Raw genomic sequence first — 25,554 nt, forward strand, 5'->3', positions numbered from 1 at the left:
CATCAGCGGAAAAAAAGGCGCTGCATCAGCAGCATGCAGAAAAAAAAAGCCCGACTCAGTGGCCGGGCTTTGCGCAAGCGCATAGAAAAAACGGAATTACAGAATAAAGCGGCTGAGATCTTCGTCTGCCACCAGCTCATCCAGATGCTTGCTGACATACTCCGCGTCGATGGTAACGGAGTCGCCGTGGCGATCGCTGGCGTCATAGGAGATATCTTCCATCAGACGCTCCAGCACGGTATGCAGACGGCGCGCGCCGATATTCTCGGTGGTTTCGTTGACCTGCCATGCCGCTTCAGCGATGCGGCGAATGCCGTCCTCGGTGAACTCGACGTTAACCCCTTCGGTGCCCATCAGCGCTTTGTACTGCACGGTCACAGAGGCGTTCGGCTCGGTGAGAATGCGCTCGAAATCGTTCACGGTCAGCGCCTGCAGCTCAACGCGGATCGGCAGACGGCCCTGCAGTTCCGGGATCAGATCCGACGGGCTGGCGACCTGGAACGCGCCTGAGGCGATAAACAGAATGTGATCGGTTTTCACCATGCCGTGCTTGGTCGATACGGTGCAGCCTTCTACCAGCGGCAGCAGATCGCGCTGTACGCCTTCGCGCGACACGTCCGGGCCGGACGACTGGCCGCGCTTACAGATTTTGTCGATCTCGTCGATAAACACGATGCCGTGCTGCTCTACCGCTTCGATCGCGTCCTGCTTCAGCTCTTCCGGATTGACCAGCTTGGCCGCTTCTTCTTCAATCAGCAGCTTCATCGCATCTTTGATTTTCAGCTTACGCGGCTTCTGCTTCTGGCCGCCCAGATTCTGGAACATCGACTGAAGCTGGTTGGTCATCTCTTCCATGCCCGGAGGCGCCATGATTTCGACGCCAGCCGGCGCGGCCGCGAGGTCGATCTCAATCTCTTTATCGTCCAGCTGGCCTTCGCGCAGCTTCTTACGGAACGACTGGCGCGCGGCGGAAGGTTCGCTGCTCTGTTCCGGCTGGCCCCAGTTGTTCTTGGCCGGCGGGATCAGCACGTCGAGGATGCGCTCTTCCGCCATCTCTTCGGCACGGTATTTGTTCTTTTCAATCGCCTGGCTGCGCACCATTTTCACGGCGGCGTCGGTCAGATCGCGAATAATGGAGTCGACTTCTTTACCGACGTAGCCCACTTCGGTGAATTTGGTCGCTTCCACCTTGATAAACGGCGCGTTGGCGAGTTTCGCCAGGCGACGAGCGATTTCGGTTTTACCCACGCCGGTCGGGCCGATCATCAGAATGTTTTTCGGCGTCACCTCGTGGCGCAGCTCTTCGTCGAGCTGCATACGACGCCAGCGGTTGCGCAGCGCAATGGCGACGGCTTTTTTTGCGCCGTCCTGGCCGATGATAAAGCGATTCAGTTCGCTGACGATTTCGCGGGGAGTCATCTCAGACATCTTTAATCCTTACGCCCTGGACGGCAGTTCTTCGAAGTTAACATTGTGGTTGGTGTAGATGCAGATGTCGCCTGCGATATCTAAGGATTTCGCGACGATGTCATGCGCGCCCAGCTCGGTATTCTCCAGCAGCGCACGCGCCGCCGCCTGAGCGAAGGGGCCACCGGAACCAATGGCGATGAGATCGTTTTCGGGCTGGATAACGTCGCCGTTGCCGCTGATGATCAGCGAGGCGTTTTCATCGGCAACCGCCAGCAGCGCTTCAAGACGGCGCAGCATACGGTCAGTACGCCAGTCTTTCGCCAGCTCGACGGCGGCTTTCACCAGGTGGCCCTGATGCATTTCCAGTTTACGTTCGAAGAGTTCAAAGAGCGTGAAGGCATCTGCAGTGCCGCCAGCGAAACCGGCAATTACCTTATCGTTGTAAAGACGACGCACTTTTTTCACGTTGCCTTTCATCACGGTATTGCCGAGCGTTGCCTGGCCATCACCGCCGATAACGACTCGTCCGTTGCGTCGTACGCTTACTATTGTTGTCACGGGCAGACCCCTTGTTGCAGTAGAAAAAAAGCGCCGCGCGGCAAGGCGCGGCGCATCATGCAACCAGATATGGGGCGGCTTTGGCGGGTTTCAACCCCCGACGGCGAGCGGAATACAGTTTGAATGGCCGTTGCCGCGCAGCCGCTTCAGGGTGCTGTCGGCGGCGCTGCGATCCTTAAATGGACCTATCACCACGCGATTCCAGCCGCCGCCGGTAGTAATGCGGCTTTCGAAACCTTCGAATGCCAGACCGGCGCGCACCGATTCCGCCTGATCGGAGCCCTTGAACGAACCGCACTGTACCATCCAGCGCTGCGAAGAGGCCGGCTTTTCCGCGGTTTTCTTCGGCGTCTCCTGCGCAGGTTCGCGCGTGACGGGCGCAGGCTGCTGCGTCTGAGTTTGGGTCTGACGCGGCTGCGGTGCCGGACGCGCGCTCGGCTGCTGCTGCGGCTGAGACTGATGCGAGGTCTGCGTCTGACGCGCAGGCTGGCTCGGCTGCGTGGTCTGTTGACGCGCCGGCGCGCTTTGCGTCGCCTGCTGCTGCTGACGCGACTGCATCTGAAGCTGCTGCTGGCGCTGCAGGGTCTGCTGACGCTGCGCCGGCGTCTGTTCGTTCCACGGCACTTCATTCAGCTGCGTCGGCGACTGACGCATATCCGCCTGCATCTGCTCCAGCAGCTGGCGCTGTTCGTCGGTGAGCTGCGTGTGCGACTGGACCTCGCCGCCCGCCGAAGGTTCAGTCGGCGTCGGCACCGTCACCTGACGGTTCTCCAGCTCTTTAATATATTTCCAGCGCTCTTCAGGCTTCGGCGGCAGGCCGTTGCCGTTGGCTTTATGATCCGGGATCACCGGCACATCTTCTTTTTTATGATGCGCAAGGAACCATAAACCACCGGCAAAGGTCACCAGCACCGCGACGGCCAGCCCTATCATGAGTTTGGAAACACCTGAACCGCCTTTGCTTTTCTTTCCACGGCTGGTGCTGCTTTTTTTGCGACGCGTCCCTGTTGAACGCCCGCGGCCTACGTAATCTCTCTGTGCCACTCTCGTTCTGATACCCTTCAAAAAATCGTGCCAACGGGGCGAAAACGCCTGAAAAGACCGCCCGGCAAGGAGTCCGCCATGTTACTTAAGGGTTGGAACTTTGACCAGCAGTGTTCGCCTTAAGAATCTACTGAAAATAACCCAAAAGTGCGGCTATTTCTCGCGCTTCTTCTCAGGCGCCGTACTGCCGCGCACGGTGAGTTCGGCGTCCAGCAGACGCGAACCGTTATTCACGCGCTTGCCCTGCAGCTCATCTAGCAGCAGCAGCATCGCTTCGCGCCCAATCTGATAGCGCGGCTGCGTTACGGTGGTGAGCGGCGGCTCACAGTAGCGCGAGAGCTCGATATCGTCGAAGCCGACAATCGAGAGATCCTGCGGTACGCGCAGGCCGAGGCGTTTAGCCTGATTCATCGCGCCGAGCGCCAGCATATCGCTGTGACAGAAGAGCGCGCGCGGCGGCTGCGGCAGCGCCATCAGCTGTTTCAGCGCCTGCGCGCCCGCTTCAAAGCTGAAGTCGCCGCGCACGATATAGGTGGGATCGACGGTGAGATTACTGCGGCGCAACGCCTGAATATAGCCCTGGGTGCGGTACTGACACAGCGGCATCGCTTCCGGCCCGGCGATGCAGGCGATCTGGCGATGGCCCAGCTGCAGCAGATGGTTGACCGCCTCGAAAGCGGCCGTCAGATTGTCGATATGCACGGTAGGCAGCGCCATCTCCGGGGCGAACTCGTTCGCCATCACCATCGGCGGCAGATTGCGCTGCTCCTCGTGAACGGGATCGAACGGGATCTGCGAGCCGAGCAGCACCATGCCGTCGATCTGGCGCGTCAGTAGCAGATCGAGAAAGGTTTTCTCCTGCTGATTCTGGTGCGCGCAGTCGCCAATCAGCACCAGATAGCCTTCCTGCGCCGCCGTCACTTCAACGCCGCGAATAATTTCGCTAAAGAAGGGATCGCAGATATCGGGGACAATCACCAGGATGGTCTGCGTGTCGCCGCGACGGGCGTTGCGCGTCAGGCCGTGCGACGCATAGCCGACGGCGATCACCGCCTGTTCGACTTTTTGCCGCGTCGCCGCCGACACTTTTTCAGGATTCATCAGCGCGCGTGAGACGGTGGCGGTGGAAACGCCGGCCTTTTCAGCCACATCTTTCATGGTGGCGGGCGCTTGAGGGGTCTGCTCCAACACTCTACTCCTGACGCATTCAAAGGATAGTTGTGGCCGAAAAAAGCCACGCCGCGCACATTGTTAACGATTGCGCGGCTGGGTTGTTACTTAATTTGCATAAAAATTGTGACTTGTGCGACTTTTTTCGATCTGGCTCGCAGGCTCAGCTTTCGGTGGGGTCGATATCAAGCGTCCATTTGACTTTGCGCGCCGCGGGCAGGGTCGCGATCAGCGGCAGCGAGCCGTCGAGCAGCTGCTGCAGCCGCTTACGCGAGGCGTGCTGCACCAGCAGCTGCCAACGCCAGCGTCCGCCGCGCTTCGGCTGCAGCGCCGGTACCGGGCCCATCAGCCACATCGCGGTATCCTTCAGCGGACTGGCGTCGAGCAGATTGCGCAGCTGCTGCAGGAATTCAGCGGCCTGCTGGTTGTCGTGATCCTCGGCACGAAACAGCGCGTGGCTGGTCCAGGGCGGCAGCATAACCGACTGGCGTTCCAGCAGCGTCTGCTGGGCGAAAGCGAAATAGCCCTGGTGCAGCAGCGTCTGCAACAGCGGATGTTCCGGATGGTGGGTTTGCAACAGCACTTCGCCCTGTTTGCCAGCGCGGCCGGCGCGGCCGGCAACCTGGGTATAAAGCTGCGCGAAGCGCTCAGCGGCGCGGAAGTCGGCGGAAAAAAGCGCGCCGTCGACGTCCAGCAACGACACCAGCGTCACGTCCGGGAAGTGGTGGCCTTTCGCCAGCATCTGCGTGCCCACCAGGATGCGCGCGCCGCCGCGATGCACGTCGGCCAGATGCTGCTCCAGCGCGCCTTTGCGGCTGGTGGTGTCGCGGTCAATGCGCGATATCGGCACGCCGGGGAAGAGCGTGCCGAGCTGCTGCTCCAGCTGCTCCGTGCCGACGCCGACCGGCAGCAGATGCGTCGAGCCGCACTGCGGGCACTGATTGGGCAGCGGTCGCTGGCTGTCGCAGTGGTGGCAGCGCAGCTGGCGCTGCTGCTGGTGCAGGGTATAGTAACGTTCGCAGCGCTGACACTCCGCAATCCAGCCGCAATCATGGCAGAGCAGCGCGGGCGAATAGCCGCGGCGGTTGAGAAACAGCAGCACCTGATTATCTGCCTGAAGATGCTGGCGCATTTTGCCGATCAGCGCGGGTGCCAGCCCGCCAATAAGCTGCTGGCCTTTGAGATCCACCAGCTGCTGCAGGGCCGGTTTCGCATTGCCGGCGCGCTTCGTCAGGTCGAGCTGGCGATATTTGCCGCTGCGCACGTTGTGCAGCGTCTCCAGCGCGGGCGTCGCCGAGCCCATCACGATCGGGATATCCTCTTCGCGCGCGCGGAATACCGCCAGGTCGCGCGCCTGATAGCGCCAGCCTTCCTGCTGTTTATAAGAGCTGTCGTGCTCTTCGTCGATAATGATCACGCCCGGACGCGCCAGCGGCGTAAACAGCGCCGACCGCGTGCCGATGATAATGGCGTTTTCGCCCTGGCGTGCGCGCAGCCAGACGGCAAGACGCTCGCTGTCGTTGAGCGCAGAGTGCAGCACGTCGACCGGCGCGTCGAAGCGCTCGCGGAAGCGAGCGATGGTCTGCGGCGTCAGGCCGATCTCCGGCACCAGCACCAGCGCCTGCTTGCCGCGCGCCAGCACATTTTCCAGCACGCTAAGATAGACTTCGGTTTTGCCGGAGCCGGTGATGCCGGCCAGCAGCCAGGCGGCGTAGTGCTCATCTTCGCTGCGGATAGCGCCGACCGCCATCGCCTGATCGGTATTGAGCCGCAGGCGCTCGCCTTTGACGGCGTAGCGCGTGCGCCAGTCCAGCCGCTGCGGCTGGTGTTCGCGCAGGTCGCACAAGCCTTTCGCACGCAGCGCCTGAAAAGCGGTTTCGGTAAGATCCTGCTCCGCAACCTGATGGCGATAGAGCGGCTGATTACGCAACGCCGCCAGCGCCTGCTGCTGCTTCGGCGCGCGCTTCAGGCTCTCCGGCGCGGTCGCCTGGCCCTGTTCGGTAATGATCCACTGCCACAGCGGCGCGTCCTGCGCCGGCTTGCCCTGGCGCAGCAGCACCGGCAGCGCGTGGCTCAGCACCTCGCCCACGGGCGAATGATAGTAGCCCGCCGCCCAGTTGAGCAGTCGCCATAGCGAAGGCGGATAGAGGGATTCGTTGTCCAGCACGTCGGCGACGCGCTTGAGCTGCGCCTCCGGCAGATCGCTCTGTTCGCGGAATCCCACCACGACGCCGACCATTTTCCGGTTGCCGAACGGCACGCTGACGCGCCCGCCCAGCACCGGCTGCGCGCCGTGCGGCAGCAGATAGTCAAACAGACGGGGTAGCGGAACGGGCAGGGCAACCTGAACGACGGGCATGGCGATCTCTTTCCGGTTCAACGATTCATAGCGGGACGCCTAGTGTACACGCTGGCGCGACCAGCGGGTATCTTGCAGAAGATTTGCTAAAAGCGGTTATTTTCTGTATAGTATGCCGCCTTTGGTGAGAAAGGTCTCGCCAGAGCCTAAACATTAATGTTCAACCGCGTGTGGTGCTGTGCGGGTTTTTAGCCTGGCACGGAGAGCGACACGGCCTTTTATGAGGTTCTCCCATGAAACAAGGTATTCACCCGAAATACGAAGCTGTGACCATCACCTGCACCTGCGGTAACGTGATTCACACTCGCTCTACTATGGCTCACGACATGAACCTGGACGTCTGCGGTAAATGTCACCCGTTCTACACTGGTAAGCAGCGTGAAGTTGCCACCGGTGGCCGCGTTGACCGCTTCAACAAGCGTTTCAGCGTGCCGGGCGCTAAAAAATAAGTTTTCTGAGCGGAATGATTCGCGCCTGGCGCTGAGTCATTCTGCTCTGCTGTTTCCCCACGCATTATCTCTCTTTCTCTCCGTTCTCTACTCCCTGATAAAAATCCTTTTACTGCCTGTATGCGCAGCGCACGCTTACGCCCTGATTTTATACTCCGTCGCTGACTTGCCGACGCGGCGAGCGTCGGCAAGCAGAGCGCATTTAGCTGCCTGAGGTATTCAGCTCAACCACTGGGGCAATCACCTTACCGCCAATGCTGCTGATGCTTTCTACTGAAGCTGCGTTAATGTGCAGTTTCGACCCGGCAGAGATCGTGCCCGCCGAACAGAAGATAAACAGCGAGCACTTCTGGGTATCCAGCTTGCCGTTGGTATTGAGCGTCACCACGTCGCCTTTCAGGACGCCGCTGTTGGTGATGCTTTTCAGGCCGGTCGCTGTCAACTGTTTGCTGGCCGTCATCGTGCCCTGGTTAGCAAAATCGCTTGAATAAACAATCAGATTCTGGCCGTCAACGGCGGCACGGTTATCGATGCTGTTCGCCGCCAGATAAACCTGACCCTGCGACGAAAGCGAACCAGACGTCAGGCTCACGCCGTTTACCGCTTGTAGGGTCACGCCGCCGTTGCCGCTGATGGTGCCGTTACCGCTGTTGGTGATGCTGGTATTCGCGTAGGGCGCAAGAGCGCCGGTTTGATCGGGCGCAAATCCGCTTATCAGGTTGACCGTGCCGGCTGAAGCGAGCGTGCCGTTGTTGGTGATGTTACCTGCATAGGAGACCAGCTGATTAACCGACGTGCCCTGCATCGTTCCTTTATTAACGATATGGCTGGCGGTGGTCGCAGCGAGAACGCCGCTGGCGTCGACGGTGCCGCTGTTGCTGAGCTCTTTCGACGAAATCAGCTGAATGTTGGTGCCTTTCAGCGCGCCATTATTGGACATGTTGCCTGTGGAAGAAGCGCGCAGGGTTTGCGCGCTAAGAGTGCCATCATTGCTGAGAATGCCGTTAGAGGAGATCTGCAGCGTATCGGCGGAGAGAATGCCCTTATTATTGACGCCGGAGCCGGCCTGCGTCGTTTGCAGCTGAATCACGCCGGCGGTCACGCCGCCCAATGCGCTGATATCGATGCCGACGCCGCTGGCGCTGGCGCCGTCGCTGACTGCTGCGCCCGTGCTGCGGTCATAGCTGTATTTGCCGGCAATGGCGTTCAGCGAGCCGGTTTCAAGCTGACCGCTGATTTTAATCGTCTCAGCCAGAATATCGGTGTAGCTCTGGGCATTCTTCAGGCCGCTGGCGGTAACGGTGCTACCTTTGACATTGAAGCCGGTCAGCGCGCCGTCCGTCATCACCGGCGTACCCGTAGTAAGGGTGGTGCGGCTGGTGTTGATAAAGCTACAGCCGGTACAGGTAATGCCGTTCGGGTTAGCGATGATCACGTCGGCAGTCTGGCCTGCCACTTCCAGCGCGCCTTTAAGCTGACTGGCTTTATTAGAGATCACTTCGTTCAGAATGACTTTCGCGGAGGCGGCCAGGTTAGGGTTTTTCGCGATATTGCCGCTTTCGCGTACCAGATCGGCGGTGCTGTTGTTCAGTACTGTTCCATTGCTGCCGACGTTAAATTCCGTCCACATATTATGCGACAGGCCATTGGCGTCAGCGGCGTTGATATCGACGACAGTGGTGCCGTTGGCATGTTGCCAGGTAGATGGATTCGCCAGAACCGCTGGCGAAGCCAGCACTGAAATAACTAAAAATAGCGGGTTGAGTTTACTTTTTTTCATCATTTATCCTTATATTCAAGTTTCATTTTTCCTTAATAAGCAAGCCAACGTAGTGTGTTCCTCCTTATTAATATTTCCACTGCAGAGAGAAGCCCAGCGTAAGCGGGTCAGTGTGAAACGCCTGAGGTTGGTAAAGCGGCAGGCCGGCAAAGAGATCGTAGTGGGTCTGCCACAGATCACCCTGTACGCCAGCCACGCCTCCCGCTAAGGTTTTGCCAGAATAATATTGCTGGCTGCTATGGCCGATTGCCTGGCCGATATCGAGTCCTATATAGGGCTGATAATGCTTTCCATCTCTTATCCAGCTAATATCGTTGCGCAGAAACCAGCCCTGATTATCCTGCAGGCTATATTCGCCGTCGAAACCGCGTACGTTCCAGCGATTGCCTAACGCCAGCCGATCGAGCGAAGAGAGTGAGTCGGGCGAAAGCTGGATATTTAAATAAGGGGAGTAATTAAATTTCTCATCAAACAGCGCAAAATTAACGGCTGCTTTTACATCCAAAATAATAATGCGTCCGCGCTTATCTACCAGCCCGCTCTTTTTTTCCAGCGTGTCGTCGCTGCCGAACCAAGGCATATTGTTTTGATAGCTCAGCGTGGCGGCAACGGCGGCGCGATCAAAATAGCGCTGATGCGAAAGAAGCAATTTCCAGCCCGCACTTTTTTTATGCATGCTGCTTAATTCATAATCATCAAAGTAGTAGCGCGTCGCGGCGCGATAAAGCTGTAGTCCGGCGGTGGTTTTCTGGTGCACCGTGTGCGACAGCAGGCGATTAAGCTGTGCGCTGTAATAGCTGTTTTTATTATTAAGCATCCAGTCGGCATAGCTGCCCTGAATATGCTGGTGGTAGCGGCTCTGGCTGGCGTAGAGATCCAGCGACCAGAAGCCCCAGGGAAGGGAGTAGCCTAACGCGCGGTTGCGGCTCCCTTCAGGCTTGTGCCGCGTGCTGATATCCTGGCCCATCGAGAAAAACAGGGTGTCGCTGAGTGAAGTGGCGTTATGCAGATAGATTGCGCCACCTGCCTGATAGCGCCCGGTGCTTTTGCTGCCCGCGTCGTTTAGCCAGGCGCCCACCTGCCAGTATTTATCCTGATGGCGGTTAATCAGGATATCGCTTTCCCCTTTTTCCTCGCCGGGAACCACCTGAATTTTTACCGTCGCGCCTGGTGTACGTTGTAAATTGAAACTGCCCTGTTCCAGTTCGCTGAGGTTCAGCAGATCGCCCTCGCCGAACGGCAGCGTATTTCGCAGGTTGATATAGTCAGAGCTGCCTTTAACAAGCTTAATTTTGCCGACCTTACCCGCTTTAATATCAAACTGCAGCGTTCGGCGATGTAAATCCTGAGCCGGCATATCTATGCGAGTCGTAATATAGCCCAGGCGAATAATCTCATTTTGTAATGTGCTCGCTAACAGGCGTATGCCTTTAATTCCCAGGCATTGTCCTTCAGCCTGGCGAGTAAAGTTATTCAGGCTCGCAAGTTTTAACTGCGGGGAGTCCTGCGTCCATTTTACTTTATCGACAGGATAGCAGGGCCTTTCCTGAGGAAAGTGCAAAATGGCTTTATTTTCCTCTTCACGACTGGAGCGCGTGTCGGGCAGAGTCGCCTGCAGGCGCTGTTTTCTGATTTTATCCCGTTCGATTTGGCCGGCTGCCTGACTGCTTAACGTTTCTATTCTGTTTTCAGGTAATTCGGATGCCGCTTTGGCTGCGTTATTCCATACAGATAAAATTATAATTAAAACAGAAAGGCTGCTCCTTGTATTTAGAAAAATATCCATTTATTACGCCACATGGGTGAATTAAGCAGCGGAGGAGTTTACGGTTTTTGCCCCTGGCGAACAATAGCGCTTAATTTAATGTGGTGATGATTTGATGACGGATGTTAAATTGAAATAAGACAGACATTCATTATTTTTGATGTGAATGCTTTATTACTAATAAGGCGGGAGAAAACTATGGCAGCAGAGTCTCAAACGATAATCTGCTGCCAGCGGCAGGCGACGCTATCAATATTCCCAGGTGTCGGGATCGACGCCTTTTTCGCGCATGATTTTTTTCGCTTCTTCCGGAATTTCATCGCTGCGTTCTTTACGCAGATCGACATCGTCCGGCAGCGGTTGTCCGGTGAAGGCATGCAGAAAGGCTTCACACAGCAGTTCGCTGTTTGTGGCGTGACGCAGGTTGTTCACCTGACGACGAGTGCGCTCATCCGTTAAAATTTTCAGCACGCTCAACGGGATAGAGACAGTGATCTTTTTAACCTGCTCACTCTTCTTACCGTGTTCAGCGTAGGGGCTGATATATTCGCCGTTCCATTCAGCCATGGGTTACCTTAATCAAAAGTTGAAAGTGGGAAATCCGTGGATTATGCCCGATTTTACCGTGCCTGACCTCTTGAACTGCGGGGTTTCTTCATCCTGGCCGCAAAAGCGGACGCAAAACGCAGGCAATGAGGGGTAATTTTAGCGGGTTATAGCATTCTGCTCAATCTATACGCAAAGACATTTAGATGTCCAGATGTATTGACGTCCAATTGTGGAATGTTATCCTGATGCCTCTTTATTACTCTCTTCAGGAACAAAAAGCACCATGACGCGTAAACAGGCAACCATCGCAGTCCGCAGCGGTTTGAATGATGACGAGCAATATGGCTGCGTTGTCCCGCCGATTCACCTCTCCAGCACCTATAACTTCCTCGATTTTAACGAACCGCGCGCGCATGACTATTCGCGCCGCGGCAACCCGACGCGCGACGTGGTGCAGCGCGCGCTGGCAGAGCTGGAGGGCGGGGCGGGCGCGGTGCTGACCAATACCGGCATGTCGGCGATCCATCTGGTGACGACGGTGTTCCTGAAGCCGGGCGATCTGCTTGTCGCCCCGCACGACTGCTATGGCGGCAGCTATCGCCTGTTCGACAGCATGGCGAAGCGCGGCGCTTACCGCGTGAAGTTTGTCGATCAGGGCGATCGCGCGGCGCTGGATGCGGCGCTGGCGGAAAAACCGAAGCTGGTGCTGGTGGAGAGCCCGAGCAATCCGCTACTGCGCGTGGTGGATATCGCTGCCATCTGCGAGGCGGCGCGCGGCGCAGGCGCCGTTAGCGTGGTCGACAATACGTTCCTCAGTCCGGCGCTGCAAAATCCGCTGGCGCTGGGCGCGGACCTGGTGATCCACTCCTGCACCAAATATCTCAACGGCCACTCCGACGTGGTGGCGGGCGCGGTGATTGCGAAAGATCCGGCGCGGGTAACTGAACTTGCCTGGTGGGCGAACAATATAGGCGTCACCGGCGCCGCTTTCGATAGCTACCTGCTGCTGCGTGGGCTGCGCACGCTGGCGCCGCGTATGGCGGCGGCGCAGCGCAACGCGCTGGCGATTGTGAGCTATCTGCAACAGCAACCGCTGGTAAAAAAGCTGTATCATCCTTCGCTGCCGGAAAACGCCGGACATGAATACGCGGCGCGTCAACAGCGCGGCTTCGGCGCGATGCTGAGTTTCGAGCTGGACGGCGACGAAGCCTTGCTGCGTCGTTTTCTCAAGGCGCTGCAGCTGTTTACGCTGGCGGAATCGCTCGGCGGCGTAGAAAGCCTGATTTCCCACACGGCGACCATGACGCACGCCGGCATGTCGGCGGAAGCGCGCGCGGCGGCAGGCATTTCCGAGACGCTGCTGCGCGTCTCGGTGGGCATTGAGGATCATGAAGATTTAATTGCCGATCTGGATAATGCGTTCCGGACGGCATCCGAGGGTTAAAAATGACGATTTCAGCCGGCGCGGCAACGCCGAATAGTAAGCAGTTGCACAAATTTGGCGGCAGCAGCCTGGCGGATGCGCGCTGTTACCAGCGCGTCGCCAGCATCATGGCGGATTACAGTCAGCCGGGCGATTTGATGGTAGTGTCCGCGGCTGGCTCTACCACTAACCAGCTGATTAGCTGGCTAAAGCTTAGCCAGAGCGATCGCCTGGCCGCGCATCAGGTGCAACAGGCTTTACGGCGTTATCACAGCGAGCTGATCGCCGGACTGCTGCCGGTTGAATATGCCGAGCCGCTTATGGCGAATTTTATTCGCGATCTGGAAAAACTCGCCGCGCTGCTCGACGGCGTCATCAGCGACGCGGTCTACGCCGAAGTGGTCGGCCATGGCGAAGTGTGGTCGGCGCGGCTGATGGCGGCGGTGCTGAGCCAGCGCGAGATCGACGCCTGCTGGCTCGACGCGCGCGACTTCCTGCGGGCAGAGCGCGCCGCGCAGCCGCAGGTCGACGAAGGCAAATCCTGGCCGCTGCTGCAAACGCTGCTGGCGCAGCATCCGCACCAGCGTATCGTAGTGACCGGCTTTATTAGCCGCAACGACGCGGGCGAGACCGTGCTGCTGGGGCGCAACGGTTCCGACTACTCCGCCACGCAGATCGGCGCGCTGGCGGGCGTCGGCCGCGTCACCATCTGGAGCGACGTCGCCGGCGTTTATAGCGCCGATCCGCGTAAAGTTTCCGACGCCTGCCTGCTGCCGCTGCTGCGCCTCGACGAAGCGAGCGAACTGGCGCGCCTCGCCGCGCCGGTGCTGCATACGCGCACGCTGCAGCCGGTTTCCGGCAGCGATATCGATCTGCAACTGCGCTGCAGCTATCAGCCGGAGCAGGGCTCGACGCGCATCGAGCGCGTGCTGGCGTCCGGCACCGGCGCGCGCATCGTCACCAGCCATGACGATGTCTGCCTGATTGAGGTTCAGGTGCCGGATCGGCACGATTTCGCGGCGCTGCATAAAGAGGTCGAGCTTCACCTCAAGCGGGCGCAGCTACGCCCGCTGGCGACCGGCGTGCATCCGGATCGCCAGCTGCTGCAGCTCTGCTATACCGCCGAAGTGGTCAACAGCGTGTTTCAGCTGCTGCAGGATGCGGGCCTGCCCGCTCATCTGCAGCTGCGCGAAGGGCTGGCGCTGGTGGCGCTGGTCGGCGCGGGCGTCACGCGCAACCCGCTGCACAGCCACCGTTTCTGGCAGGAGATCCAGGACCAGCCGGTCGAGTTCGTCTGGCAGTCGGAAGATCACATTAGTCTGGTGGCGGTGCTGCGCGTCGGGCCGACGCAGTCGCTGGTGCAGGGGCTGCATCAGTCGCTGTTCCGCGCGGAAAAACGCATCGGCCTGATGCTGTTCGGCAAAGGCAATATCGGCTCGCGCTGGCTGGAGCTGTTCGCGCGCGAGCAGGAGGCGCTGTCGGCGCGCACCGGCTTTGAATATGTGCTGGCGGGCGTGGCGGACAGTCGACGCAGCCTGCTGAGCTATGAGGGGCTCGATGCCAGCCGCGCGCTCGCCTTCTTCGATGACGAAGCGGAGGAGCGCGACGAAGAGTCGCTGTTCCTGTGGATGCGCGCGCATCCGTTCGACGATCTGGTGGTGCTCGACGTCACCGCCAGCACGCCGCTGGCGCAGCAGTATCTCGATTTCGCCAGCCACGGCTTTCACGTCATCAGCGCGAATAAAGTCGCCGGGGCGTCCGACAGCCAGACCTGGCGGCAGATCCGTGATGCCTTTACCAAAACCGGGCGACACTGGCTCTATAACGCCACGGTGGGCGCCGGGTTGCCGATTAACCACACGGTGCGCGATCTGCGCGACAGCGGCGACACCATTTTAGCCATCAGCGGCATCTTCTCCGGCACGCTCTCCTGGCTGTTCCTGCAGTTTGACGGCACGGTGCCCTTTACCGAGCTGGTGGATCAGGCGTGGCAGCAGGGCCTGACCGAACCCGATCCGCGCGTCGACCTGTCAGGTCAGGACGTGAAGCGCAAGCTGGTGATCCTCGCGCGCGAGGCGGGCTACAATATTGAGCCTGACCAGGTGCGCGTCGAGTCGCTGGTGCCGACCGGCTGCGAGGCGGGATCGATCGACGACTTCTTCGAGCATGGCGACGCGCTTAACGAGCAGATGCTGCAGCGTCTGGAAGCGGCGCAGGAGATGGGGCTGGTGCTGCGCTATGTGGCGCGTTTCGACGCCAGCGGCAAAGCGCGCGTCGGCGTCGAAGCGGTGCGGCCGGAGCATCCACTGGCGTCGCTGCTGCCGTGCGATAACGTCTTCGCAATCGAAAGCCGCTGGTATCGCGACAATCCGCTGGTAATCCGCGGTCCTGGCGCGGGACGCGACGTCACCGCCGGCGCAATTCAGTCCGATATTCATCGACTTGCTCAACTGCTGTAATCTTTTGCGCGCCTGCCCCGGAGGCAGGCGCGCAACGCCGCTTTTTCCTCCGCATGAATTTCCCTCACTCTGTTTGAACATTTGTCACGCCGCTTTATCACTTTTCAGTTGACGACTCCCTGAGATTGGGTCATTTTGTGCATCTGGACGTCTAAACGTATGGATGTTCGCAGATCGCAAATTAACCCGACGTTTTTGATGAGGTAAGCAGGATGAGTTTCTTTCATGCCAACCAGCGCGAAGCGCTGAATCAGAGCCTGGCGGAGCTGAACGGGCAAATTAATGTCTCATTCGAGTTTTTTCCGCCCCGCACCAGCGAAATGGAAGAGACCCTGTGGCACTCCATCGATCGTCTCAGCAGCCTGAAGCCGAAATTCGTCTCCGTTACCTACGGCGCCAACTCCGGCGAGCGCGACCGCACCCACAGCATTATTAAAGGCATTAAAGATCGCACTGGCCTCGAAGCGGCACCGCACCTGACCTGCATTGACGCCTCGCGCGACGAGCTGCGCGCGATTGCGGAAGATTACTGGAACAACGGCATTCGCCATATCGTGGCGCTGCGCGGCGATCTGCCGGCGAACGGCGGCAAACCTGATATGTACGCCTGCGATCTGGTGTCGCTGCTGAAAGAGGTCGGGGATTTTGATATTTCGGTGGCCGCCTACCCGGAAGTGCATCCCGAAGCGAAAAGCGCCCAGGCTGACCTCATCAACCTGAAGCGTAAAATCGATGCGGGCGCCAGCCGCGCCATCACCCAGTTCTTTTTCGACGTCGAGAGCTACCTGCGCTTTCGCGACCGCTGCGTCGCCACCGGCATCGACGTCGAGATCGTGCCGGGTATTCTGCCGGTATCGAACTTTAAACAGCTAACGCGATTCGCTACTATGACCAACGTGCGCGTGCCGGGCTGGATGAACGCGATGTTTGAGGGGCTGGACGATGACCCGGAAACGCGCAAAATGGTCGGCGCCAATATCGCCATGGATATGGTAAAAATTCTGTCGCGCGAAGGGGTGAAGGATTTCCACTTCTATACGCTAAACCGCGCAGAAATGAGCTACGCCATTTGCCATACGCTGGGCGTACGGCCGGTTCTGGCCGCCTGAGGGGCCTGACGGGGCAGCGCTGCTGCCCCATGTATCGCTAAAACACCACCGCCTGACCATCCTTTCTGCTCTCTGTCGCCGCGATATAGAACCCCTGCGGGTCGCGAACGATCGCCTGCGCGCCGCCGAAGTTATAGCCCTGCAGCGGATCCTCCAGCGTCACCTGATGTCCCAGCCGACGCAGCGCCGCCAGCGTATTGCGCTCAAGCGAGGATTCGAACACCACGTGCCGACCCTGCTCCACGCGCCAGCGCGGCGCGTCGATTGCCGCCTGCGGATTCTGTTTGTGCAGCATAATGCGCAGCGCCAGCTGCAGGTGGCCCTGCGCCTGCATCGGCCCGCCCATGACGCCGAATGACATGAGCGGCGCGCCCTGCGCGTCGAGCGCGAAAGCCGGGATAATGGTATGGAAAGGGCGCTTGCCGCCCGCCACCACGTTGGGATGCGCGGGATCGAGCGAGAAACCCGCGCCGCGATTTTGCAAACTGATGCCGGTGCCAGGCACCACCACGCCGGAGCCAAAGCCCATAAAGTTCGACTGAATAAAAGAGACCATCATGCCGCTGGCATCGGCGGCGCTGAGATAGACGGTGCCGCTCTGCTGCGGCGCGCCGAAGACGAAGTCGCCCGCGCGTTGAGGATCGATTAGCGCCGCGCGCTGACGCAGATAGCTCTCGCTCAGCAGCCGCTGCGCCGGAAACTCAAGATGATCTTCATCGCTGACGTAACGCGCCAGATCCACCAGCGCCAGCTTCATCGCCTCAATAGAGAGGTGCAGCCAGGGAACGGAGTCGGGCGCGTAGCGGCCGATATCAAGCTGTTCGAGGATGCCCAGCGCAATCAGCGTGGCGATCCCCTGGCCGTTGGGCGGCAACTCCTGTACCGATCCGCCGGCAAACGGCTGCGACAGCACGCTGACCCAGTCGGCGCGATGTCTGTCGAGATCCTCCAGCGTCAGCGCGGCGTTATGCTGGCGGGCGAAGGCGACCATCTTTTGCGCCAGCTCGCCGCGATAAAAACTCTCTCCGTTGCTTTCGGCGATCGCTTGCAGCGTGTCGGCCTGTGCCGGATTGCGAAACAGTTCGCCAGCGCGCGGCGGCCTGCCGTCGGGCGCAAAACATGCGCAAAAGCCGGGCTGATGCTGGAGCTTGTCGAAACCGCGCTGCCAGAGTTCGGCGATCAGCGGCGAGACCGGAAAACCGTTGCGCGCGTAGTCGATGGCAGGCTGCGCCAGCGTGGTCAGCGGCAGGGTGCCGAAGCGTTGCGCCAGCGCCGCCCAGGCCGATACCGCGCCCGGCACGGTGACCGCTTCCCAGCCGATCTCCGGCATGCGGCTGCGGCCAACGAAGCGCCCGGGATGCCAGGCGGCCGGCGCGCGGCCCGACGCGTTCAGACCATGCAGCCGACTGCCGTCCCAGATGATGGCGAAGGCGTCGCTGCCGATGCCGTTGCCGGTCGGCTCCAGCACCGTCAGCGCCATGGCGGTGGCGATCGCCGCGTCCACCGCGTTGCCGCCCTGCAGCAGCATACGCAAACCCGCCTGCGACGCCAGCGGCTGAGAAGTGGCCACCGCGTTGCGGCCCATCACCGGCACGCGATGCGACGCGTAGCTGGCGTGAAAATCGAACTCAGAATGCATTTCCCGTTCCTTAGCTGAGTGCAGCTGCGCCATAACGATGCGCCGAGGTGGTGCAATGCCTATCCTGTCGCAGGCCGGGGGAGAGGTGAAACAAGAAAAAATCACAGGCTTTGCATCCTGGCGCGATTTTTGCCTGATTATTAGACAGAAAGCGTTACAGTAGCAGTGTAAACGGTGCGCATTTTTTGCAATTTTTGCGCTTTTTTTAAGCGCAGCGCGGCGGGTTTGCCTTTTGTGATCAAGGGCTTGTTTTGCTTATAGCAAAAAGGACAGCTTTAGCTAAAAAAATAATCGATATTCACGCAGCAAATCGTCAGGTCTCTATCCATACTTAGAATCCCGGCGAGATGGCGCATTGCTCTGACAAACTTATCAGGCAGTGGGCATCAGGCTGTGTCCCGTAGGGGTTTCACTAACGATAACCATAAACCCTTGCGGGATACAGCCTGCAAAGATCGGTGTGTGAACCATTTGGTTTTTACCTCTACTTTCACGTGATTCATAGTGAGTTTTAAGGAGTTCTCTATGGAAGTAAAAGATCCTGTTTTTGAATTGCTCAGCAGCCTTGAGCAGATTGTACTGACACGTGATGCAACACCTGCCACAACCGAAATTCAGCTTCAGCCCGCCATGCCAGAGCCGCAGCGCCTGCGTGAGTTAACCGGAATGAAAGTAGATGAATTTGCCAAAGTGATGGGCGTCAGCGTCTCCTCGGTAAAAAGCTGGGAAGCGCGCCGTACACGTCCTTCCGCGACGGCGCAGAAACTGATGAAATTGCTGCATGCAAATCCCTATCTCGGACGGCAGTTACTGGACTAAAAACAAGAAAAAAAGATAACCCGCCAGCGGCGGGTTTTTTTTTAGCTCAGCTCGCCATATTTCGCCGCCTGTTTAACGAACCAGCTTTCCGGCACGCTGTAGGGCGGTTGGCCGAGCTGCGCGATCCCCTGTTCGATAATGGCGCTGGCCTGCTGCCATAGCTGGGCGTCTCCCTGCTTCAGCAGTTGGATCTGAACGCGTTTCTCTACCAGATAGATACGGGCGAAGTGGGGATCGAAGCGTACGATGGCGCGCGTATTATCGATAATATCGGCCAGCTTGATGGTTTGCGCCTCGGGCGACGCCTCGGCGGTATGGCGAAAGTGCGCCAGCTTGCGCGCGGCGCGGTTTTTCGCCTGCGGCTGGGCGCTGTCGGTCAGCATCCCGACCAGCTGCGCCACGCGCGAACCGAAGTGTGATTCAATGTCGGCTAGCGTGGTGGCGGTATCCTCAACCGTATCGTGCAGCCAGGCGGTCGCCAGCAGGGCGTCGTCTGCGCTGACGCTGCGCACCAGCTCCGCCACGGCGGCGGGATGAACGATATAGGGTTCGTCGGTGTATTTGCGCCGTTGACCGGCTTCAGCATGAGCGCGCGTCGCGTAGCGTCGCGCCTGCTCTTCCAGAGATTCCAGCATGCAAAAGCCCTCCTGGTGAAAAGTTGCTTGCAATTATCTAGCGCGCTATTTATATTGATTGCCATGAACAGTAACCAAAATGACAAAAAAGTGAAGGCGGCGCCACTGTTGGTCAATCAACAGCTCTGCTTCGCGCTCTATTCCGCCAACCTGGCGATGAATAAAGTCTATCGGCAACTGCTGTCGCAGGTCGACCTCACCTATCCGCAATATCTGGTGATGCTGGTGCTGTGGGCGCAGGACGATCTCACCGTCTCTGAAATCGGCGAGCAGCTGTTTCTCGATTCCGCCACGCTGACGCCGCTGCTGAAGCGGCTGGAAAGCGCAGGATTGATTAACCGCCAGCGTTCGCGTCAGGATGAACGTCAGGTGGTCGTGACGCTGACGGATCAGGGTCGCGAACTGCAAAGCCAGGCGAGCGCCATTCCGGAGACGGTCCAGTGCGCCACGGCCTGCGATGAAGAGACGCTGCTGGCGCTGAAGAACGGGCTCGATTTACTGCGCGACAATCTTAACCGGTCGCGCTGAAGATTTAGCGGGCGCTCGCGCCCGTCGAAACACCTGCTACACTTTTATTAATCGCGTACGATTAAATCGTTTATAAAGAGAGGAAGTTATGTCTTTAGAGAAAGTTGTTTATACCGCAAAAGCCAAAGCAACCGGCGGCCGTGATGGTCGTGCAACCTCTTCTGACGGCGTGCTGGACGTGAAGCTGGGCGTGCCGAAAGAGATGGGCGGCGCCGGCGGCGAAGTGACCAACCCGGAGCAGCTGTTCGCTGCCGGCTATTCCGCCTGTTTCCTCGGCGCGATGAAATTTGTAGCGGGCCGCGACAAAATCGCGATGCCGAAAGACGCGTGGATTGAAGGCGAAGTCGGTATCGGCCCGATTCCGAACGGTTTCGGCATCGAAGCCAAACTGAATATTCACCTGCCGGAGATGGACGAAGCGGAAGCGCAGAAGCTGGTTGACGCCGCCCATATCGTTTGTCCGTACTCTAACGCCACGCGCAATAATATCGACGTGACGCTGAATATCATTCGCTAAGTTTTACGGGCCCGGCAGCGGGCCCGCTTTCATTTTCCCCGCTTTCTGGCGCCTCTTCGCCGCCGTCTTTTCTGGCCTCGCTGGTTATTTTATGTTCTACTGTGCAGCCTCGTGAAAGAGCCGTCCGATCCCGTTCAGATTCTTCCTGTTCGCCTGACAATCGTCATGTCTCTGCGCTAATTAAACGAACTCTTCCGCGTTGCGATAGTCACAATAGCGTTCAACATCGTGCTTAAGTCCCGGGAAAACCCTTTAAGATGAATTATATTAAGACCATAACTCAGCAAAAGCTGTCGCTGCTGCTGGCGTTATATATCGGCATCCTGCTGAATTTGCCGATCTTTTACCGTCGTTTTGACGGCTTTCTTACCAAATCCACACCCACCAACTGGCTGACGGCTTTCACGGAAGTGATGGCTATCGTCGTGCTGACTTTTTTCCTGATGCGTTTGCTGTCGCTGGGCGGCAAGCGGCTCTATCGCGTACTCGCGACGCTGCTGGTACTGATTTCCGTCGCCGCAGCCTACTATATGGCCTTTTTTAACGTGGTCATCGGCTACGGCATCGTCGCCTCGGTGATGACCACCGACGTTGACCTGTCGAAAGAGGTGGTCGGCCTGCACTTCGTGCTCTGGATGGTCGGCGTCAGCGCGCTGCCGCTGCTGATGATCTGGCGTAATAACCTCAGCCAGACGCTGATGGAGCAGCTGCGCACGCCGGGACAGCGCCTTAAGCCTGCGCTGTTGATGGTGCTGTGCGTGGCGCTGGTGTGGCTGCCGATCCGCTATTTCGACAAGCTGCAAAAGGCCAATGAAGAGATCACCAATATCGATCTGCCGAGCTACGGCGGCGTGGTGGCGCACTCTTATTTGCCGTCAAACTGGCTGGCAGCGGTAGGGCTGTTTGCCTGGACGCGCATTGATGAGACGCTGGACAGTCAGGAGCTGCTCGATCCGGCGAAGAAGTTTACCTATGTCGCGCCGCCGGGTATCGACGATACCTATGTGGTGTTTGTGATCGGCGAGACCACGCGCTGGGATCATATGGGCATGCTGGGCTACGATCGCGATACCACGCCGAAGCTTTCCAAAGAGAAGAATCTGGTGGCGTTCCGCGGCGAGTCGTGCGACACCGCCACCAAGCTGTCGCTGCGCTGTATGTTCGTGCGCGAAGGCGGTACCGAGGATAGTCCGGGACGCACGCTGAAAGAGAAGAATATTTTCGCCGTGATGAAGGAGCTGGGCTTTTCGTCCGAGCTGTTCGCCATGCAGAGCGAGGTCTGGTTTTACGATAATGCGGAGGTCGATAATTTCGCCTTCCGCGAGCAGATTGGCTCGGAGCCGCGCAACGCAGGCAAGTCGGTTGACGATATGCTGCTGGTGCCGGAGCTGAAGGCGTCGCTGGATCGCTATCCGCACGGCAAGCATCTGGTGGTGCTGCATACCAAAGGTTCGCACTATCTCTATTCGCAACGCTATCCGCGCAGTTTCGCGCGCTATCAGCCGGAGTGTATGGGCGTCGATGAGACCTGCAGCAAGGCGCAGCTGATTAACGCCTACGATAACTCGATTCTTTACGTGGATAGCATGCTCGATAGCGTGTTCGATCAGCTGCGCGATAAGAAAGCGATTGTGTTTTATGCCGCCGACCACGGCGAGTCGATTAGCGAGAATATGCATCTGCACGGTACGCCGCGCGAGCTGGCGCCGCCGGAGCAGTTCCGCGTGCCGATGATGGTGTGGGCGTCGGATAAGTATCTGGCCGATGCCAATAACCGCGCTAATTTCGAGCGTCTGCAGGCGCAGCAGCGCGTCGGGAAGACGCATCGCCACGTTGAGCTGTTCGATACGATTCTGGGCTGTCTGGGCTACAGTTCGCCGAACGGCGGTATTAAAGCGGCGAATAACTGGTGCCAGGCGCCGGTTTCGCCACATAGCGACGCGCGCGATGTGACTGAGAAGCACCAGAATTTTGGCGGGCAGGCTGCTTTCCAGGCGAACGCGGCTAAACCGCTAAAAAGCGGTTGACGCTGACAATCGGGCGCAGTAACATGCGCCCCCATCGGTGAGTGGCGCAGCCTGGTAGCGCACTTCGTTCGGGACGAAGGGGTCGGAGGTTCGAATCCTCTCTCACCGACCAGATTTAAGAAACCTGCTTGAAAAAGCAGGTTTTTTTTCGTCTGTAGAAAAGCGGGCTGCTGGCTGCAAGCTTTTTGCCGACGCGGATGGTATGGACGGATCGCAAAGTCGCTGTACGCATCCCTGCGCGCTCGGCCCGCGACGGCCCTGTCGCGGGACGCTTTGCTCTTCCGTCCATGCCATCCGCGTTTCGACTGAGGCGCTGTCTGTTTGAAAAGAGATTGCTCGCAACTCGTGTTTCTCCGTCCATGCCATCCGCGTTTCGACTGAGGCGCTGTCTGTTTGAAAAGAGATTGCTCGCGACTCGTGTTTCTCCGTCCATACCATCCGCGTTTCGACTGAGGCGCTGTCTGTTTGAAAAGAGATTGCTCGCGACTCGTGTTTCTCCGTCCATACCATCCGCGTTTCGACTGTGGCGCTGTTTGTTTGAAAAGAGATTGCTCGCGACTCGTGTTTCTCCGCCCATGCCATCCGCGTTTAAGCTCAGGTACGGCCTGTTTGAACATATGTCGCCTGAGAACTTTAATGCAGCATATGGGCACTTGCTTTAATGTCATTCTCTTCATGCTCGAATGCGCTATCCAATAAAAAGCAGGCATGATTAAAATGTCATTCGCATAAGTTTTTGTGAGGCGTTAACCGCGCGTATCAAACAATTTCGCCGGCTCTTTTTTCGAAATAATATCGCCTGTGATTGTTTCTACTTTTTCCCACCGTTTTATTAAAAACGTCACAAAATTCCTCCTTGCCGCCATTCCGGCGGGTTTCATCTGATTATTGCCGCTTTCAACGCGCTAACGCGCGCCGCGTCTGGCCCAGACGCTTATTTCGCATCGCGTTTTTCTTATGACCTTTTTTATCGTCATGCGGATTGCTTATGCCTGAATCCCAGCATTTTCCACTGGCTGGACGCGATAACGCACGCTAAATCGTTCAGTTATTCAACATTTATCGCGCAAGCGCCGCTGTTTTTTAGCGGTGAGAATCACTGTCAATTATCGTCAGGGTTAGTGAGATATATGGTCTGACGGCGAAAAGCGCTGTGCAATATCTGGCGATTAAGCGAGAAGGCTTTTTTTTACCGTTGCTTGCTATTCCTCACACTCTGTGTAAATAACTCGCGGCTGTATTGACGTTCATTGCAACTGTTGACAAATTGATGCGTCAATAAAGTTGCAGAAGCGGCGTGATCCGGCAGTTTCCACGGCGTCGGGAAAACACAACAAGAACGCTCCGCACTTTCGACCACGTCAGTGGTCCGCCTGAACCGCATAAAAAAAACAGAGGTCGGGCAATACACACAACATCACATCACAATGGAGCAAAAGCATGATCAACTCCCTGGCCAAATCCAGGATGCTGAAGGTCGGTCTGAGCCTGATTGCTATGACCGTCGCCGCAGGTGTTCAGGCAAAAACCCTCGTTTACTGTTCAGAAGGCTCGCCGGAAGGCTTTAACCCGCAGCTGTTCACCTCTGGCACCACTTATGACGCCAGCTCCGTGCCAATCTATAACCGTCTGGTTGAGTTCAAAATAGGCACCACCGAGCTGCAGCCTGGCCTGGCGGAGAAGTGGGACGTCAGCGATGACGGTAAAACCTACACTTTCCACCTGCGTAAAGGCGTGAAGTGGCAGACCACCAAAGAGTTTAAGCCGACGCGTGAATTCAACGCCGACGACGTCGTGTTCTCGTTCGAGCGCCAGCTGGATAAAAACAACAGCTTCCACAACGTTTCCGGCGGCAGCTACGAATATTTCGAAGGCATGGATATGCCGAAGCTGATCGGCAAAATCGAGAAAGTTGACGACTACACCGTGCGCTTTACCCTGACGCGCCCGGAAGCGCCGTTCCTTGCCGACCTCGGCATGGACTTCGCGTCGATTCTGTCGAAAGAGTATGCGGACAAGATGCAGAAAGCCGGTACGCCGGAGAAGCTGGATCTGAACCCGGTTGGCACCGGTCCGTTCGTGCTGCAGCAGTACCAGAAAGATTCGCGCATTCTCTATAAGGCTAACCCGGACTTCTGGGGTACTAAGCCGAAAATCGATCGTCTGGTCTTCTCTATCACGCCGGATGCCTCCGTGCGTTACGCCAAGCTGCAGAAGGGCGAGTGCCAGGTGATGCCGTACCCGAACCCGGCCGATATCGCCAGCATGAAGAAAGACAACAAGATCAACCTGATGGAGCAGCCGGGCCTGAACGTTGGCTACCTCTCGTTCAACACCGAGAAGAAGCCGATGGATAACGTCAAGGTGCGTCAGGCGCTGACCATGGCGGTGAATAAGCAAGCGATTATCGACGCTGTTTATCAGGGCGCAGGCCAGGCCGCGAAGAACCTGATCCCGCCGACCATGTGGGGCTACAACGACGCGATTCAGGACTACGCCTACGATCCGGAAAAAGCCAAAGCGCTGCTGAAAGAAGCGGGTATGCCGGACGGCTTCTCTATCGACCTGTGGGCGATGCCGGTTCAGCGTCCTTACAACCCGAACGCGCGCCGTATGGCGGAAATGGTTCAGGCTGACTGGGCGAAAATCGGCGTGAAAGCCAAAATCGTGACCTACGAGTGGGGTGAATACCTGAAGCGCGCGAAAGCGGGCGAACACCAGTCGGTGATGATGGGCTGGACCGGCGACAACGGGGATCCGGACAACTTCTTCGCCACGCTGTTTAGCTGCGCGGCGGCAAAAGATGGCTCCAACTACTCGCGCTGGTGCTACAAGCCGTTTGAAGATCTGATCCAGCCGGCGCGCGCGGAGTCGGACCACAATAAACGTATCGAGCTTTATAAGCAGGCGCAGGTGGTGATGCATGACCAGGCGCCGGCGCTGATTATCGCGCACTCTACGGTGTTTGAGCCGGTGAGCAAAAAAGTCTCTGGCTACGTGGTCGATCCGTTAGGTAAACACCATTTCGAAAACGTCGATATCCAGGAATAACGCCTGCGGTACGGGCCGACCTGTTCGGCCCCTGAGCGGGCGCTTGCCCGCTCGGTCGACGCGCATTTTCGGCTAACTTCTTCGAATAAAACCCAACATCTTCGCGCTGCAGGAAAGCGGCGAGCCGACCAGTCTCCGACATTTGCCGCGGTAAACGTCGGGCCGGGGCCCTCGCGCCTGCGCAGCGAAAGATGACGGTTAACGCACTTTGCGTCGCCCCCGCGATTTTTTTCGGGAGCGAGTTGTGAGCAATAGATCCCGCA

18 protein-coding genes, 1 tRNA gene and 1 pseudogene are annotated in these 25,554 nt (G+C 58.2%); 10 read left to right on the plus strand and 10 right to left on the minus strand.

The window, feature by feature from the left end:
* Positions 1–96: 96 nt before the first annotated feature.
* From hslU to priA, 5 genes are all read right to left on the minus strand, one after another.
* Positions 97–1,428, minus strand: a complete 1,332-nt coding sequence (gene hslU, locus B3229_RS04635; RefSeq protein WP_033754427.1) for an HslU--HslV peptidase ATPase subunit — start codon at positions 1,426–1,428, stop codon at positions 97–99.
* 9 nt (positions 1,429–1,437) lie between these two features.
* The gene (gene hslV / locus B3229_RS04640; protein WP_071997483.1) at positions 1,438–1,968 is read right to left on the minus strand and encodes an ATP-dependent protease subunit HslV; all 531 of its coding nucleotides are present in this window, start codon (positions 1,966–1,968) and stop codon (positions 1,438–1,440) included.
* A gap of 90 nt (positions 1,969–2,058) precedes the next feature.
* Positions 2,059–3,012 carry a cell division protein FtsN gene (ftsN, locus tag B3229_RS04645; RefSeq protein WP_286869803.1) on the minus strand — a complete coding sequence of 318 codons (954 nt, stop codon included), beginning with the start codon at positions 3,010–3,012 and terminating at the stop codon, positions 2,059–2,061.
* A gap of 153 nt (positions 3,013–3,165) precedes the next feature.
* Positions 3,166–4,200, minus strand: coding sequence for a DNA-binding transcriptional regulator CytR (cytR, locus tag B3229_RS04650; protein ID WP_286869804.1), 1,035 nt, complete (start codon positions 4,198–4,200; stop codon positions 3,166–3,168).
* Between the two features lie 145 nt (positions 4,201–4,345).
* A complete protein-coding gene (gene priA / locus B3229_RS04655) occupies positions 4,346–6,541 on the minus strand; it encodes a primosomal protein N' (RefSeq protein ID WP_286869806.1) in 2,196 nt (731 codons plus the stop codon).
* Between the two features lie 233 nt (positions 6,542–6,774).
* Between priA and rpmE the strand changes: the two genes are divergently transcribed.
* Positions 6,775–6,990, plus strand: a complete 216-nt coding sequence (gene rpmE / locus B3229_RS04660; protein WP_033754439.1) for a 50S ribosomal protein L31 — start codon at positions 6,775–6,777, stop codon at positions 6,988–6,990.
* A 202-nt stretch (positions 6,991–7,192) separates the two neighbouring features.
* Here rpmE and B3229_RS04665 read toward each other — a convergent pair whose 3' ends face one another.
* The 3 genes from B3229_RS04665 to metJ form a co-directional block, all read right to left on the minus strand.
* Positions 7,193–8,773, minus strand: coding sequence for a filamentous hemagglutinin N-terminal domain-containing protein (locus tag B3229_RS04665; RefSeq protein WP_286869810.1), 1,581 nt, complete (start codon positions 8,771–8,773; stop codon positions 7,193–7,195).
* A gap of 64 nt (positions 8,774–8,837) precedes the next feature.
* Positions 8,838–10,556 (minus strand): ShlB/FhaC/HecB family hemolysin secretion/activation protein, encoded by a 1,719-nt coding sequence (locus tag B3229_RS04670; protein WP_286869813.1) that lies wholly within the window; start codon positions 10,554–10,556, stop codon positions 8,838–8,840.
* A gap of 228 nt (positions 10,557–10,784) precedes the next feature.
* The gene (metJ, locus tag B3229_RS04675) at positions 10,785–11,102 is read right to left on the minus strand and encodes a met regulon transcriptional regulator MetJ (RefSeq protein WP_033754441.1); all 318 of its coding nucleotides are present in this window, start codon (positions 11,100–11,102) and stop codon (positions 10,785–10,787) included.
* 265 nt (positions 11,103–11,367) lie between these two features.
* On the opposite strand from metJ, the gene metB reads away from it, so the two are divergent.
* From metB to metF, 3 genes are all read left to right on the plus strand, one after another.
* The gene (gene metB / locus B3229_RS04680; protein WP_048785080.1) at positions 11,368–12,528 is read left to right on the plus strand and encodes a cystathionine gamma-synthase; all 1,161 of its coding nucleotides are present in this window, start codon (positions 11,368–11,370) and stop codon (positions 12,526–12,528) included.
* Positions 12,529–12,530: 2 nt separating this feature from the next.
* Positions 12,531–14,966 carry a bifunctional aspartate kinase/homoserine dehydrogenase II gene (locus B3229_RS04685; protein ID WP_048785083.1) on the plus strand — a complete coding sequence of 812 codons (2,436 nt, stop codon included), beginning with the start codon at positions 12,531–12,533 and terminating at the stop codon, positions 14,964–14,966.
* Positions 14,967–15,178: 212 nt separating this feature from the next.
* Entirely contained in the window at positions 15,179–16,075 is an 897-nt protein-coding gene (gene metF / locus B3229_RS04690; RefSeq protein WP_048785085.1) for a methylenetetrahydrofolate reductase, read from the plus strand.
* 37 nt (positions 16,076–16,112) lie between these two features.
* Here the strand turns inward: metF and B3229_RS04695 are convergent, their stop codons facing one another.
* Positions 16,113–17,714 (minus strand): gamma-glutamyltransferase family protein, encoded by a 1,602-nt coding sequence (locus tag B3229_RS04695; RefSeq protein WP_048785086.1) that lies wholly within the window; start codon positions 17,712–17,714, stop codon positions 16,113–16,115.
* A 525-nt stretch (positions 17,715–18,239) separates the two neighbouring features.
* On the opposite strand from B3229_RS04695, the gene B3229_RS04700 reads away from it, so the two are divergent.
* Positions 18,240–18,533 (plus strand): HTH-type transcriptional regulator, encoded by a 294-nt coding sequence (locus B3229_RS04700; protein ID WP_033754453.1) that lies wholly within the window; start codon positions 18,240–18,242, stop codon positions 18,531–18,533.
* 41 nt (positions 18,534–18,574) lie between these two features.
* Here the strand turns inward: B3229_RS04700 and B3229_RS04705 are convergent, their stop codons facing one another.
* A complete protein-coding gene (locus B3229_RS04705; protein ID WP_286869821.1) occupies positions 18,575–19,168 on the minus strand; it encodes an HD domain-containing protein in 594 nt (197 codons plus the stop codon).
* A 63-nt stretch (positions 19,169–19,231) separates the two neighbouring features.
* On the opposite strand from B3229_RS04705, the gene B3229_RS04710 reads away from it, so the two are divergent.
* The 5 genes and pseudogenes from B3229_RS04710 (at position 19,232) to dppA (ending at position 25,291) form a co-directional block, all read left to right on the plus strand.
* Positions 19,232–19,696, plus strand: coding sequence for a MarR family winged helix-turn-helix transcriptional regulator (locus tag B3229_RS04710; protein ID WP_048785091.1), 465 nt, complete (start codon positions 19,232–19,234; stop codon positions 19,694–19,696).
* Between the two features lie 88 nt (positions 19,697–19,784).
* Positions 19,785–20,213: an organic hydroperoxide resistance protein gene (locus B3229_RS04715; protein WP_033754461.1), complete on the plus strand. Its 429-nt coding sequence runs from the start codon at positions 19,785–19,787 to the stop codon at positions 20,211–20,213.
* A 257-nt stretch (positions 20,214–20,470) separates the two neighbouring features.
* A pseudogene (eptB, locus tag B3229_RS04720) lies at positions 20,471–22,135 on the plus strand (kdo(2)-lipid A phosphoethanolamine 7''-transferase); the annotation flags it as partial.
* Positions 22,136–22,275: 140 nt separating this feature from the next.
* Positions 22,276–22,352: transfer RNA gene (locus tag B3229_RS04725), tRNA-Pro, on the plus strand.
* Positions 22,353–23,680: 1,328 nt separating this feature from the next.
* A complete protein-coding gene (gene dppA / locus B3229_RS04730) occupies positions 23,681–25,291 on the plus strand; it encodes a dipeptide ABC transporter periplasmic-binding protein DppA (protein WP_048783778.1) in 1,611 nt (536 codons plus the stop codon).
* Positions 25,292–25,554 lie beyond the last annotated feature (263 nt).

Origin of the sequence: Pantoea sp. UBA5035 (assembly GCF_002415245.1) — a bacterium.
Lineage (GTDB): Bacteria > Pseudomonadota > Gammaproteobacteria > Enterobacterales > Enterobacteriaceae > Pantoea > Pantoea septica.

What these genes read in the sequence shown, in the direction of transcription:
- hslU (WP_033754427.1), bottom strand. Translation starts at nt 1,428, where the DNA reads ATGTCTGAGATGACTCCCCGCGAAATCGTCAGCGAACTGAATCGCTTT.
- metB (WP_048785080.1), top strand. Translation starts at nt 11,368, where the DNA reads ATGACGCGTAAACAGGCAACCATCGCAGTCCGCAGCGGTTTGAATGAT.
- B3229_RS04710 (WP_048785091.1), top strand. Translation starts at nt 19,232, where the DNA reads ATGAACAGTAACCAAAATGACAAAAAAGTGAAGGCGGCGCCACTGTTG.
- B3229_RS04715 (WP_033754461.1), top strand. Translation starts at nt 19,785, where the DNA reads ATGTCTTTAGAGAAAGTTGTTTATACCGCAAAAGCCAAAGCAACCGGC.
- metF (WP_048785085.1), top strand. Translation starts at nt 15,179, where the DNA reads ATGAGTTTCTTTCATGCCAACCAGCGCGAAGCGCTGAATCAGAGCCTG.
- B3229_RS04685 (WP_048785083.1), top strand. Translation starts at nt 12,531, where the DNA reads ATGACGATTTCAGCCGGCGCGGCAACGCCGAATAGTAAGCAGTTGCAC.
- B3229_RS04695 (WP_048785086.1), bottom strand. Translation starts at nt 17,714, where the DNA reads ATGCATTCTGAGTTCGATTTTCACGCCAGCTACGCGTCGCATCGCGTG.
- dppA (WP_048783778.1), top strand. Translation starts at nt 23,681, where the DNA reads ATGATCAACTCCCTGGCCAAATCCAGGATGCTGAAGGTCGGTCTGAGC.
- B3229_RS04700 (WP_033754453.1), top strand. Translation starts at nt 18,240, where the DNA reads ATGGAAGTAAAAGATCCTGTTTTTGAATTGCTCAGCAGCCTTGAGCAG.
- B3229_RS04670 (WP_286869813.1), bottom strand. Translation starts at nt 10,556, where the DNA reads ATGGATATTTTTCTAAATACAAGGAGCAGCCTTTCTGTTTTAATTATA.
- rpmE (WP_033754439.1), top strand. Translation starts at nt 6,775, where the DNA reads ATGAAACAAGGTATTCACCCGAAATACGAAGCTGTGACCATCACCTGC.
- priA (WP_286869806.1), bottom strand. Translation starts at nt 6,541, where the DNA reads ATGCCCGTCGTTCAGGTTGCCCTGCCCGTTCCGCTACCCCGTCTGTTT.
- B3229_RS04705 (WP_286869821.1), bottom strand. Translation starts at nt 19,168, where the DNA reads ATGCTGGAATCTCTGGAAGAGCAGGCGCGACGCTACGCGACGCGCGCT.
- B3229_RS04665 (WP_286869810.1), bottom strand. Translation starts at nt 8,773, where the DNA reads ATGATGAAAAAAAGTAAACTCAACCCGCTATTTTTAGTTATTTCAGTG.
- metJ (WP_033754441.1), bottom strand. Translation starts at nt 11,102, where the DNA reads ATGGCTGAATGGAACGGCGAATATATCAGCCCCTACGCTGAACACGGT.